An 11,854-nucleotide genomic window follows, 5' to 3' on the forward strand; every position below is an offset into this window, starting at 1 on the left:
GCAAAAGCCCGCCGCAGGGTTAAATTGCGAATTGATATGCTTACCCGGCCCCGGGTAAACGTATCAGGGGCCTTCACGAAAAAGCTTCGCGGACGTTCTTTTATTTCATATGCAAAGTTTTTACGCTGCCATGTTCTATTACGATGCAAATACAACAGTTTTTGCTGCCGGCAAACCAATACGGATATATCCGGTCAGGCTGAAAAAGAGTGATAAGGGTTACAATTTCTTACAATCAAAATTTTTTATTAATTTGTTATATTTCTATATTGATAAATTTTCAATGAAAAGTATAATAGAGATATGCAATTATACAAAAATTTTGGGGAGGATGAGAGATGAGCATCTTTCAGACAAAAGCAATCGCAAACCTTGTAGAAGAGACCCAGGGCAAGCAAGGGCTGAAAAAAGCGCTTGGTGCACTCGATCTCACTTTGCTTGGGATCGGCGCCATTATCGGCACAGGCATTTTCGTGCTGACAGGTGTGGCAGCAGCAAACTATTCCGGCCCTGCACTCGTCATTTCCTTTATCCTGTCGGGCCTCGCATGCGGATTTGCTGCCTTGTGTTATGCAGAATTTGCATCAATGGTGCCGGTTGCCGGAAGTGCTTATACTTACGGGTATGCGGCGCTGGGTGAATTTTGGGCATGGATTATCGGTTGGGATTTAATTTTGGAATACGGCCTGGCGGTTGCGACCGTTGCGATCGGCTGGTCCGGATACGCCGTGAACCTGCTCGGAAATCTCGGGGTCCATCTGCCAAAAGCGCTGACGCTTGCACCGATGGACGGCGGCATTGTCAACCTGCCGGCCATTCTCATCATCACTTTGGTTGCCTGGCTGTTGTATTCAGGGGTCCAGCAGACATCCCGCCTGAACGGCATCATCGTAGCCATTAAAGTGGCCGTTGTCCTGTTGTTTGTCGTGCTTGCTGTCGGGCATGTAAAACCGGTCAACTGGCATCCGTTCATGCCGTTCGGGTTTAAAGGCGTGCTTTCGGGCGCAGCGGTTATTTTCTTTGCTTACATCGGTTTTGATGCTGTGTCGACAGCTGCGGAAGAAACGCGCCGCCCGCAAAAAGACGTGCCACGTGGAATTTTGTTCTCCTTGTTAATTTGTACCGTGTTGTATATCATCGTTTCCGCCATTTTGACAGGCGTTGTCAAATTCAGCATTTTCGGCAGGCCGGAAGCTGCTTCTGCTCCAGTTGCTTATGCATTGCAGCAAATCGGCATTCACTGGGGTGCGGCACTGGTTTCCGTCGGGGCCATTTGCGGGATTACTTCCGTATTGGTTGTCATGGCATACGGGCAGACGCGTGTATTGTTTGCCATGTCGCGTGATGGACTTTTGCCTAAAATTTTTTCAAAAGTCAGTGAAAGGAGAAAAACCCCGGCGACTTCAACCGTTCTGGTCGCGATCGTAACCGCGGTCACAGCCGGGTTCCTGCCGATCAATATCGTGGCTGAGATGACCAATATTGGGACGCTTGCTGCATTTGTGATTGTATGCGTGGCAGTCATCGTGCTCCGATATAAACGCCCGGATCTGGAACGCCCGTTTAAAGCGCCACTTGTGCCAGTCCTGCCAGCCCTTGGCGCGATTTGTTGCACCATCCTGATCGCAAGCCTGCAGCCGGCAACTTTGATCCGTTTCGCTGTCTGGTTCGCAATCGGCATGGTCATTTACTTCGGATACAGTATCCGCCACAGTGAGCTGCAGCAGGGAGCGAAAAAAACAGCATAAAATCCAAAAAAAATAGATGGCCTGTTTCAGCAGGCCATCTATTTTTTGAATTTTTTTACGTTTTGTTATTGATCGTTTACGACAATATAAGCTGCTTTAACTGGCCCATGGACGCCGACGATCAAATTCATTTCAATGTCAGCGGAGTTGCTTGGGCCTGTAATAAAATTGATGCACGACGGGACGGTTTCCCCGTTTTTGATTTTTTCGCGGATCTTTAAGGCGGCCTGCGTCATACGCGGGACAATCGTGCTTTTCGGCACAATCGCGATATAGGTTTTCGGCAGCAGGCTGACCGACCGGCCGCGTTCTTTGCTGCTGAATAAAACCACCGTGCCGGATTCCGCCAGTGTGATATCACTGAACGTAATCCCGACATTCGCTTTCTCGCACAGCGCGATATTTTTTTCGCCGATTTCGGGATCCCAGACATGGGTTTCAATTCCCAATTTCGGCCAGCCTTCCTCAATCAGCGGGGTTAAACCGAATTCCCCAAACCGCCTGTCATTCCAAAGCGAGACAGGTCCGCCGCCGTACAGTTCCACGACTTCGTTTAATTTTCCGGGCAAAGTTTTTGCATCCGTTTCAAAAAAATCAACATGGACACTGAGCGACTGCTGGCGCAATACTTCCAGCAGTTCCTCCTGGCTTGCATTTGGCAGTACATCATATTGCGGCTTGTGCTTGTAATCCGGGCGGGCAACACCGGATACAACCGGCTTGCGGCCGAGCCTGCCGGCAATATTTTTTAAAAATGCATCCCGGTTTTGGATGGCTCCGTTCATTTTTTCTGCCCCCTGTCTTTTTCCCGCTTTTCAAACCAGTCGCGGAAAGGTTCTTTGTTCGGCGCAGGGAAATCGCGCACATCCGTCCACGGTTTCATCGGGCCAGGCCCTTTGTGGATCAAATCGTCTTTTAAAAACGGGCGGACGACTTTGGAAGCCATTTTTGCCCCTGCCCCGTAAAGCCCGGGTTTTGAAGCGCCGACACCGAATGCTTTCATCAGCAGCCGTTCCGCTACCGGCGAGCGTTTTTCTTTTTCCGCGATCACTTGGCGGTGCTTGATCAAAAGCTCATGCAGCGGAATTTTCACCGGGCAGGCTTCCGTGCAGGCGCCGCAAAGCGAAGAGGCGTACGGGAGTTCTTTGTATTTGTCGTATCCGCCTAAAAGCGGGCTTAATACCGCGCCGATCGGTCCCGGGTAAATGGAGCCATACGAATGGCCGCCGATATTCCGGTAAACCGGGCAAACATTGATGCAGGCTGCACAGCGGATGCACTGCAGCACCTGTTGGAATTCCGTCCCGAGAATATCGGAACGCCCGTTGTCGACGATCACGAGGTGGAATTCTTCCGGCCCGTCGACTTCTCCTGCTTCTTTCGGGCCGGTCACGGTTGTAATATAACTCGTCAGCCGCTGACCGACCGCGCTCCTCGTTAATAGGCTCACCAAAACTTCAAACTCTTCGTAAGTCGGGACAAGCCGTTCCATCCCCATCACAGCGATCTGTGTTTTCGGAAGGGTTGTGACCATGTCGGCATTCCCTTCATTTGTGACAAGGCCGACCGATCCGCTTTCGGCAATGGCAAAGTTGCAGCCGGTAATCCCGATTTCCGCTGATAAAAATTCTTCGCGCAAAACTTTACGTGCAAACGCGGCCAGCTCCTCCGGTTTTTCTGTGCCGGTATAGCCGAGGCGGTCGCGGAACACGTCACGGATTTGATCTTTGTTTTTGTGCAAAGCTGGCGCGACGATATGGGAAGGATGGTCGCCGGCCACCTGTAAAATGTACTCGCCGAGGTCGGATTCGACAACAGTGCTGCCCGCTTCCATCAGGGCTTCGTTCATGCCGATTTCTTCCGTCACCATCGATTTCGATTTAATCACTTTTTTCGCGTTTTTTTTCTGCACGACTTCTTTAATATACCGGCTCGCTTCTTCAGCGGTCTGGGCAAAGAAGACATGGCCGCCGCGTTTCGATACATTTTCGCTTAATTGATATAGATAATAGTCCAGATTGTTTAAAACATGCTGGCGGATTTCTTCGCCGAGCGAACGCCATTCTTCCCAGTTTCCGAGTTCATTGGCCGCTGCCAGCCGGTTGGTTTGCAGCCGTTCCTGGGCACTTCGGACGGCACCGCGCATAAAATCATCGTTGATGCCTTCTTCGACCCTGCCTTTAAATTTTTCATCACTAATCGATAAACCCATTTTTTTCACCCCTTTGCCGTTTTTTAATCCCTGCTGTTCAAAACTTCAGCAATATGCATAATTTTTATCGGTTTTCCTTTACGCGTCATCCGGCCGCCAATATTCATTAAACAGCCGCAGTCGCCGCCGATTAAAACGTCGGCGCCGGTTTCTTCGACGTGCTCCACTTTTTCGTCCACCATTTGCTCGGAGATTTCGCTCATTTTCACGGAAAATGTGCCGCCGAATCCGCAGCATGACAATGCATTAGGCAGCGGCACAAATTCAAGGCCGTCCACATGTTTTAACAGTTTCATAGGCGCGTCTTTTACCTTGAGCAGGCGCGTCATATGGCATGATGGATGGTAGGTGGCCTTTGCGTGCAGGCTTGCCCCGACATCTTCCACTTTTAATACATCCACGAGAAATTGTGTAAATTCGTATGTTTTTGCAGCGAGCGCTTTTGCTTTTGGTTCCCACACCGGGTCGCCCGCAAAAATTTCCGGGTATTCTTTAAACATGTATGCGCATGAGCCGGAAGGGGATACGACGTAATCTGCGTTTTCAAATGCTTTCATCATTTGTTTCATCGCAGGCTTTGTATCTTCCAGATAACCGCTGTTATAGGACGGCTGCCCGCAGCAGATCTGGCCTTTTGGAAGATCAACTTCACAGCCCTGCCGCTCCAGCACTTCCACCATTGCTTTCCCGACGTCCGCTTTGAACATATCGACAAGGCAAGTGATGAACAAACTCACTCTCACAATATTCACCTTCTTAAAGTATTAGGCCAATCATCAGATGACCGGATTACTGTTATTATACTCCTTATAGTGAAAACTTGGCAATGAAAGAAATATAGGATTTAAAACTTTTGCCGTATAAAACGGCAAGCCTGATTGATTCCTGTTTCGGAATTGAAAAGTTAAGTCCATTCTATATATTCATTTTAATGGAAAAATACAAATAAAACACCTGATTTGCCGCTTTTTTTCGGTACGGTCGCAAGCTTGGGCATCAGGTTTTTTCCGGGATCGGTTTGCGTTTCCTTTTCTCTTCATCCCGCAGCATTGCCAATTGATCTTGGCCTGGCATCTTGCCGGTTTTGGTTTGTGCGCTTCCAGGCTTCCTGTCAAATTCCTTTTCTTACCAGACTATAATTTTACCACATTAGTAATTTATCACTTTACCAAACTAAAGAAATACGTTAAAATAATGACATGAAATGGAGCGAAACCAAACCAACACAGAGGGTGAATATACATGAATAAAAAATGGGGACTTTGGACTTTAACCACGTTCGTTGTTGGCAATATGGTAGGCGGCGGGGTCTTCATGCTGCCGGCCAATCTCGCAAATAAGGCCGGGGCGCTCGGTTCAACACTTGCATGGGTTCTGACCGGCTTTGGCGTTTTGATGATTGCGCTCGTGTTCGGAAACCTGGCCATCCGGAAACCGGAACTGAAAGCAGGGCCGCAAAGCTACGCACAGTCGCTTTTTAAATCGAAGCAGGCCGGCCGGGTCGCCGGCTACAGCATGGCATGGGGCTACTGGGCAGCCAACTGGGCGGCAACGGCTTCCGTCATTATTTCGTTTGCGGGTTATTTAACGACATTTTTCCCGATTATGCAAAGCACGAAAATCTTGTTTTCGCTCGGATCTTTCCAAATGGAGGACGGGAAATTTTTGACATTTGCCGTGTGTACAGTGATGCTATGGGGGATTCAATGGATCCTGTCGCATAGCTTTAACAGCGGCGGAAAAATGAATCTTGTGGCGACGGTCACAAAAGTGCTCGGCTTTATGATGTTTATCGTCATTACCGTTTTTGCATTCGATGCCGCGAACTTCGGCAATGCGAAAGCTTTTACCGATGCGGACGGCCACGCCGTTTCTCTCTTCGGGCAAATTAACGGCGGCGCCATCTCCACATTGTGGGCGTTTATCGGGATAGAATCGGCGGTGATGCTGTCAAACCGCGCCAAATCACAAAAAGATGTGAAAAAGGCAACACTTCTGGGCCTTTTGATCTCGATCTTGATTTATGTCGGCATTACCCTGCTGACAATGGGCGCTTTGTCCCAGGCTGAACTGCGCGTCTCGCATAAGCCGCTTGTCGATGCGCTCGGCCAGGTGCTCGGTGCAAACGGCCAGTATATTTTAGCCGCACTGGCGCTCATTTCCTTGTTCGGTTCCACGGTAGGCTGGATTATTGTCAGCTCCGAAGTGCCGTACCAGGCGGCAAAGGCCGGCCTTTTTCCGGCATTTTTCGGGAAAACGAACAGAAAAGGATCGCCGTCCCGTTCGTTATTGGTAACGAATATGATGACGCAAATCTTTTTATTTTCCACTGTATCGGACACCATTTCGGAAGCATATGATTTTGCCATTGTTGTGGCAACACTGGCCTATTTGATTCCGTATCTTGTATCGGTTATTTACCAGTTGAAGCTGGTGGCAGCCGGTGAAACTTATACGTCGCTAGGCGCGCGCACAACGGACGGTATCATTACCGGTATTGCGCTAGTGTATTCGGTATGGGTCATCATTACCGGCACTGCCGATTTAAAAACGTTCTTCCTCGGCATCGGGCTGTTTGTCATCGGCCTGGTTTTATACCCGGTTTTGATGCGGGAAAATAAAGTATATAAAGAGGTGCTGGAGTAACTGCGACCCGTTGGGAAAACTGCTTCCTGACGGGGTTCCTTTGCTTAGGCTAGTCACCCGGCCACCGCTATTGCGAGATGATTTGGACGGAGACGGGTTCAACCCCCATTTCGATTCTTGTACCGGATTCCAATGGATCGACACTATGGCCAGATGATTGGAACAGAGGCGGTTTTCAATCCCCGTTTCGCAGTCTCCATTCTTGGCCGATTTCCAACGGCCCGCTATGGACAGATGATTCGGAAGCGGAGGCAGGTTTTAATCCCGTCATGTCGCAGGCTTCCGCCAATAAGAAAAGGATGTCCTCATAAAGGACATCCTTTTCTTTTTACAAACTCATCTTCAAAATTTCCCGCACATCTTCTTTGCCCAGTTTTTTAAAGTTGCCGATCGGGCCGAATGGCAAAGCTTTTTCCGCCATGACGTCGAGCTTGTCATCGCCGATATTGTAATCTGCAAGCCGGCTTGGCGCGCCGATTTCGTTAAAGAAAGCGCGAACTGCATCGATGCCGGCAAGTGCAATTTCCTCATCCGTTTTCCCTGCAGGATCCACGCCCCATACCTCAACGGCAAACCGTTTGAAACGCGGGATATTTTCTTTATAGACGTACTTCATCCAGTTCGGGAAGATGATCGCAAGCCCGCCGCCGTGCGGGATATCGTAAACAGCGCTGACGGCATGTTCAATCGAGTGCGTTGCCCAGTCGGTTTCCACGCCGGCCGCAAGCAGGCCGTTAAGCGCAAAAGTGGAGCTCAGCATTAAGTTTGCGCGTGCATCATAGTCCTCAAGGTTTTGCAGCACTTTGCGCGCATTTTCGATCACGGTTTTCATAATCGTTTCCGCAAAGCCGGTTTGCAACGGAATTTCTGTTGTATGCGAAAAATATTGCTCAAATACGTGCGAGAGCGTATCTGAAATGCCGTAAACAGTCTGGTTGCGCGGCACGGTAAACGTATTTTCCGGGTCTAAAATCGAGAACGCCGGGAAAGTCATGCTCGCTCCGTGTTTTTGCTGTGTTTCCCAGTTCGTAATAACGGAGCCTTTGTTCATCTCTGAACCCGTCGCAGCCAGCGTCAGCACAGTGCCAAGCGGAAGCGCTTTTTCCACTTTTGCCTTTCTTTCGTAAAAATCCCATACATCGCCGTCATACAGGGCGCCGCCTGCGATTGCTTTCGAGCAGTCGATGACGCTGCCGCCGCCGACAGCAAGAATCCAGTCGAGTTCATTTTCGCGGATCAGGGAGATGCCTTTTTTAACAGTGGACAGGCGCGGATTCGGTTCAACACCCGCAAGTTCGCGCACATGGCAGCCTTTTTTCTCAAAAATCGCCTGCAATTTATCGTACAAGCCGGAACGTTTGATGCTGCCGCCGCCATATACAAGCAAAATCCGTTTGCCAAGCTGGTCAATTTTTTCATTAAGCTTTTCGAGCTGCCCTTTTCCGAAAATCAGTTCAGTCGGGTTATAAAACGTAAACGGGTTCATTCAATTCCTTCTTTCTTTGGAGTTTTACAGACAGATTGTACCACATTTTAGGATGTACCAATCATTTTAAAAGCTTGCATGAGGAAAACAGCCCCCATCTGTAATGATTTGTGTACTGAAAGCGCATTCTGACAGGTTTGTAAGAAAACCTGACAAGAAATATAAAAATTTTAAAAAAATTAACGAAAAAGTATTGAAAAAATGGCTGACATCACATATGATAATTTATATAACAAAGATACGTTATAAAATCTAACATCAGAAAGGAAGAGGCAAATGGTTCCTGCAGATTCGGTCTTTATGTTTGTATCGACGGCGCTTGTTTGGGTTATGACACCTGCGATTGCGCTGTTTTACGGGGGGATGGTGAAAAGCAAAAACGTTCTAAGCACCGCGATGTACAGCTTCGGTTCGCTTGGCATTGTATCGGTATTATGGATTCTTGTTGGTTACTCGCTGGCATTTTCAACCGGCGGCAACGCGATTCTCGGCGATTTAAGCTGGGCGGGGCTGCACGATGTCACCTTTAAACCGAATGCAGATTACAGCGCGACGATTCCGCATAACTTATTCATGATGTTCCAAATGACGTTTGCGGTTTTAACCATTGCCATTATTTCAGGCGGTTTTGTCGGGCGGATGCGGTTTTCGGCATACTTGATTTTCATTTCCTTATGGTGCGTGCTCGTATATGCGCCTGTTGCCCACTGGGTATGGGGCGTCGGCGGCTGGATCCGCAACCTTGGCGCACTTGATTTTGCAGGCGGCAATGTGGTTCATATTTCTTCCGGCGTGGCGGCCCTCATCCTCGCGCTTGTACTCGGCAAACGGAAAGAATCCGAAACCGGGCGGCATAACTTAATGCTTGTCCTGATCGGCGGCAGCCTCCTTTGGCTCGGGTGGTTCGGATTTAACGTCGGAAGTGCCTTATCGTTAAACGAAGTTGCCATGTATGCTTTCATCAATACCAATACAGCGGCGGCTTGCGGGTTAATCGGCTGGGCCGCGGTGGAATGGATTGTCAATAAAAAGCCGACATTGTCAGGTGCGATCTCGGGCGGCATTGCAGGGCTCGTAGCGATCACACCGGCAGCCGGGTTTGTAACACCAATGGCATCGATTTTGATCGGCCTGGTTGGCGGCATCGTCTGCTTCTGGGGCGTCACGTATTTGAAGTCGAAACTCGGCTATGATGATACGCTGGATGCATTCGGCATTCACGGTATCGGCGGCACATGGGGCGGCATTGCAACCGGCCTGTTCGCCTCCAAAGCGGTCAACTCCGCCGGCGCGAACGGCTTGTTCTACGGCGATCCGTCGCTCGTCTGGAAGCAGCTCGTCGCCATTGTGTCCACCTATATTTTCGTCGGCATTGCCTCCTTTATTATCATCAAAGCGATCCAATTGTTTATGCCGATCCGCGTTGATGAAGAATCGGAAAAAAGAGGCCTTGATATCACGTTGCACGGCGAACATGCTTATGGACAGCCGTACGAAGAGGGGGTTTACGAACAGGCTGCAGCAAAATAATAGAGGGCGGGCATATCCGCCTTTTTCCAGCTGCCGGGACATTCCCGGCGGCTTTTAACGGCTTTCTGAAAGAAGTCTCCCATCCTCAAGGAATGTGAAGGTGCGAATCGCACCAATGAGTAGGTGGGAGATGAATTTCGGTTGGCTTTAGCCAAAGTTATTTTTCCAATCCTTTTCTCAACAATTCTAAGATTGCGGCTGTTCTAGTTGGAATCCCATTTTCTTTTTGATATTGCTCCAATTTTTCTAATATCGTCTTAGGCATACGAATTTCTACACGTTCTTTCTCTTCTCTCATGATTATCACCTCATATTGATTGTACGGATTTTTTACGATATAATCAATATATACGAAATTTTTCCGCACAAAGTGAGGTGAATGGATATGGCCAAGCAAAACAAAGCTTTCAAGTTTCGTTTGTTATCCGAATATGGATGTCCAGAAAGAAAGGGTGGCCGCCTACGCCGGAAATGCGATGTCGGTTGTGGGGATGATTTTTGCAGCCGGGATTTTTACAGGCATTTTGTCCGGGACAAAAATGGTTGATGCAATGGCAAACACATTGATTACCCACGTTCCAGCAGCCTGGGGACCGCATTTTGCCGTCATCACGGCAGTCATCAGTGCACCGTTTACCTTTTTCATGTCCAATGATGCGTTTTATTACGGGGTTCTCCCGCTCGTTGCGAAAGCAGCTGCAGCGTACGGCATTAGCCCGGAGGCAATTGGCAGGGCATCGCTGCTCGGGCTTCCGGTCCATTTGCTAAGCCCGCTCGTCCCGTCCACCTATTTGCTGGTCGGCATGATCGGCGCCGAGTTTGGCGATTTGCAGCGTGCTTTCTTAAAATGGGCGTGCGCATCGGCCCTCGTTATGATCATTGTGGCATTGGCGATTGGGGTGATTCCATTTTAAGCAGGAAAAGGGAAAGGATGATGTGTGCCTTTCGCTTTTTTGCACTTGAGGTAACGCCTGCGTTTGGTTCCGGTTCTTACAGGCTGGTCTGTGGTTTTCGCGGCTCTTTTCGTAAAATGACCTGAAAGAAAAGAAGCCCGTGTTTACGCGTTCACCGAGGTGCTTTGCCGCATACGAAAACACGGCTTCCCAAAAAAGCGAGATAGAAGGAAGCGGCGGGGTGGAACAAGCCAACCACCGCTTCTGATACGACGTAAAAAGCGACAACAGGCTTGTCAATTAATCCTTTTTGCCGAATCCTGCTGTGTCCGCAACAATTGCTGGCTGATTGTCTCCTGCTGTGCATCCTGCGCAATCGTGTAGCGCGGACGCCTTTTTGTTTCCTGGTAAATTTTACCGATATACTCGCCGATTAACCCCATACTCATCAACATAAAGCCGCCTAAAAACCAAATGGAGATAATAATCGAAGCCCAGCCGTCATCCGCATGGCCGGAAACTTTTACAAAAAGTGCATACAAGCCGGCAATGGTGCTTGATAAAAAAGTAAACAAACCGACAAGGGTAATAAAGTGGATCGGCACCACACTGAAAGAAGTAAGGCCGTCAAAGGCGAACGCCAGCATTTTTTTGAGCGGATACTTGCTCTCGCCGGCTGCCCGTTCTTTCCGGTCATAAAGCACTTCAGCCGTTTGCAAGCCGATTAACGGCATTACGCCGCGCAAAAATAAATTTTGCTCGGGAAAGCGGGAAAGCTCCTCCAGCGCACGCTTGCTCATCAGCCGGTAATCTGCATGATTGTATACGAGATCGACGCCGAGTTTTTTCATTGCCCGGTAATACCCCTGGGCAGTCGCTCTTTTAAAAAAGGTATCTTTCTCGCGCTTTTTTCGCACGCCGTATACAATGTCGCAGCCGTCGTGGAACTTTAATAGAAATTCGCGCATAACCGAGATGTCATCCTGCAAATCGGCATCGATGGAAATGACGCAGTCGGCCGCTTCTTTTGCTTTTTCAAGCCCGGCAAGCAGCGCTTTTTGGTGCCCGAAATTGCGCGAAAGCTTCAATCCTTTGACAAGCCGGTTTTTCCTTGTGATTTCTTCAATCATCGGCCATGTTTGGTCACGGCTGCCGTCATCCACAAACAAAATGTTGCTTTTCGGGCTGATCAGGCCTTCGTTCATCAAGGAATACACCATTTCCGTCAGCTGGCGTTCCGTTTCGTATAAAACAGCCTCTTCGTTGTAACAGGGAACGACAATGGTCAGTACTGGATTTTCCACGTTAGCAACCTCCAACAAACAGTATTACGGATAGG

Annotated in this window: 9 protein-coding genes and 1 pseudogene; 4 read left to right on the top strand and 6 right to left on the bottom strand. The window is 49.1% G+C overall.

The genetic code is table 11. From position 1 onward, the window contains the following. Positions 1 to 338: 338 nt before the first annotated feature. The gene (locus NSU00_RS01970; RefSeq protein ID WP_340703316.1) at positions 339 to 1,748 is read left to right on the top strand and encodes an amino acid permease; all 1,410 of its coding nucleotides are present in this window, start codon (positions 339 to 341) and stop codon (positions 1,746 to 1,748) included. Positions 1,749 to 1,813: 65 nt separating this feature from the next. Here NSU00_RS01970 and NSU00_RS01975 read toward each other — a convergent pair whose 3' ends face one another. Genes NSU00_RS01975 through NSU00_RS01985 form a run of 3 tightly spaced genes read right to left on the bottom strand, consistent with a single transcriptional unit; the run spans position 1,814 to position 4,703 of the window. Continuing rightward, positions 1,814 to 2,533 carry a LutC/YkgG family protein gene (locus tag NSU00_RS01975; RefSeq protein ID WP_071452318.1) on the bottom strand — a complete coding sequence of 240 codons (720 nt, stop codon included), beginning with the start codon at positions 2,531 to 2,533 and terminating at the stop codon, positions 1,814 to 1,816. Then, positions 2,530 to 3,960 carry a LutB/LldF family L-lactate oxidation iron-sulfur protein gene (locus tag NSU00_RS01980; protein WP_013858241.1) on the bottom strand — a complete coding sequence of 477 codons (1,431 nt, stop codon included), beginning with the start codon at positions 3,958 to 3,960 and terminating at the stop codon, positions 2,530 to 2,532. The genes NSU00_RS01975 and NSU00_RS01980 overlap by 4 nt, the downstream gene beginning before the upstream one ends. A gap of 23 nt (positions 3,961 to 3,983) precedes the next feature. Continuing rightward, on the bottom strand, positions 3,984 to 4,703 hold the full coding sequence (locus NSU00_RS01985) for a (Fe-S)-binding protein (RefSeq protein ID WP_029142177.1): 720 nt from the start codon (positions 4,701 to 4,703) through the stop codon (positions 3,984 to 3,986). A gap of 499 nt (positions 4,704 to 5,202) precedes the next feature. Here NSU00_RS01985 and NSU00_RS01990 point away from each other — a divergent pair, with 499 nt between their 5' ends. Further along, positions 5,203 to 6,606 (top strand): amino acid permease, encoded by a 1,404-nt coding sequence (locus NSU00_RS01990; RefSeq protein ID WP_340703317.1) that lies wholly within the window; start codon positions 5,203 to 5,205, stop codon positions 6,604 to 6,606. A 328-nt stretch (positions 6,607 to 6,934) separates the two neighbouring features. On the opposite strand, the gene NSU00_RS01995 is transcribed toward NSU00_RS01990, so the two are convergent. Beyond that, on the bottom strand, positions 6,935 to 8,092 hold the full coding sequence (locus NSU00_RS01995) for an iron-containing alcohol dehydrogenase (RefSeq protein ID WP_340703318.1): 1,158 nt from the start codon (positions 8,090 to 8,092) through the stop codon (positions 6,935 to 6,937). A 276-nt stretch (positions 8,093 to 8,368) separates the two neighbouring features. On the opposite strand from NSU00_RS01995, the gene NSU00_RS02000 reads away from it, so the two are divergent. Further along, complete coding sequence (locus NSU00_RS02000) at positions 8,369 to 9,622, top strand: ammonium transporter (protein ID WP_029142174.1); 1,254 nt, start codon at positions 8,369 to 8,371, stop codon at positions 9,620 to 9,622. A gap of 157 nt (positions 9,623 to 9,779) precedes the next feature. Here the strand turns inward: NSU00_RS02000 and NSU00_RS02005 are convergent, their stop codons facing one another. Beyond that, entirely contained in the window at positions 9,780 to 9,920 is a 141-nt protein-coding gene (locus tag NSU00_RS02005) for a ribbon-helix-helix protein, CopG family (protein WP_003352379.1), read from the bottom strand. A gap of 106 nt (positions 9,921 to 10,026) precedes the next feature. On the opposite strand from NSU00_RS02005, the pseudogene NSU00_RS02010 reads away from it, so the two are divergent. After that, positions 10,027 to 10,536 (top strand): annotated as a pseudogene (locus tag NSU00_RS02010) (SLC13 family permease); the annotation flags it as partial. A gap of 275 nt (positions 10,537 to 10,811) precedes the next feature. Here NSU00_RS02010 and NSU00_RS02015 read toward each other — a convergent pair. Then, complete coding sequence (locus NSU00_RS02015) at positions 10,812 to 11,819, bottom strand: glycosyltransferase family 2 protein (RefSeq protein ID WP_327077093.1); 1,008 nt, start codon at positions 11,817 to 11,819, stop codon at positions 10,812 to 10,814. Between the last annotated feature and the right edge of the window lie 35 nt (positions 11,820 to 11,854).

The sequence above is a fragment of the Weizmannia sp. FSL W8-0401 genome, assembly GCF_038009125.1.
In the GTDB taxonomy this organism is placed as follows: domain Bacteria; phylum Bacillota; class Bacilli; order Bacillales; family Bacillaceae_C; genus Weizmannia; species Weizmannia coagulans.

Excerpts from the sequence above, each read along its gene's own strand:
- NSU00_RS01970 (WP_340703316.1), top strand. The coding sequence starts at position 339 with ATGAGCATCTTTCAGACAAAAGCAATCGCAAACCTTGTAGAAGAGACC.
- NSU00_RS01975 (WP_071452318.1), bottom strand. The coding sequence starts at position 2,533 with ATGAACGGAGCCATCCAAAACCGGGATGCATTTTTAAAAAATATTGCC.
- NSU00_RS01980 (WP_013858241.1), bottom strand. The coding sequence starts at position 3,960 with ATGGGTTTATCGATTAGTGATGAAAAATTTAAAGGCAGGGTCGAAGAA.
- NSU00_RS01990 (WP_340703317.1), top strand. The coding sequence starts at position 5,203 with ATGAATAAAAAATGGGGACTTTGGACTTTAACCACGTTCGTTGTTGGC.
- NSU00_RS01995 (WP_340703318.1), bottom strand. The coding sequence starts at position 8,092 with ATGAACCCGTTTACGTTTTATAACCCGACTGAACTGATTTTCGGAAAA.
- NSU00_RS02000 (WP_029142174.1), top strand. The coding sequence starts at position 8,369 with ATGGTTCCTGCAGATTCGGTCTTTATGTTTGTATCGACGGCGCTTGTT.
- NSU00_RS02005 (WP_003352379.1), bottom strand. The coding sequence starts at position 9,920 with ATGAGAGAAGAGAAAGAACGTGTAGAAATTCGTATGCCTAAGACGATA.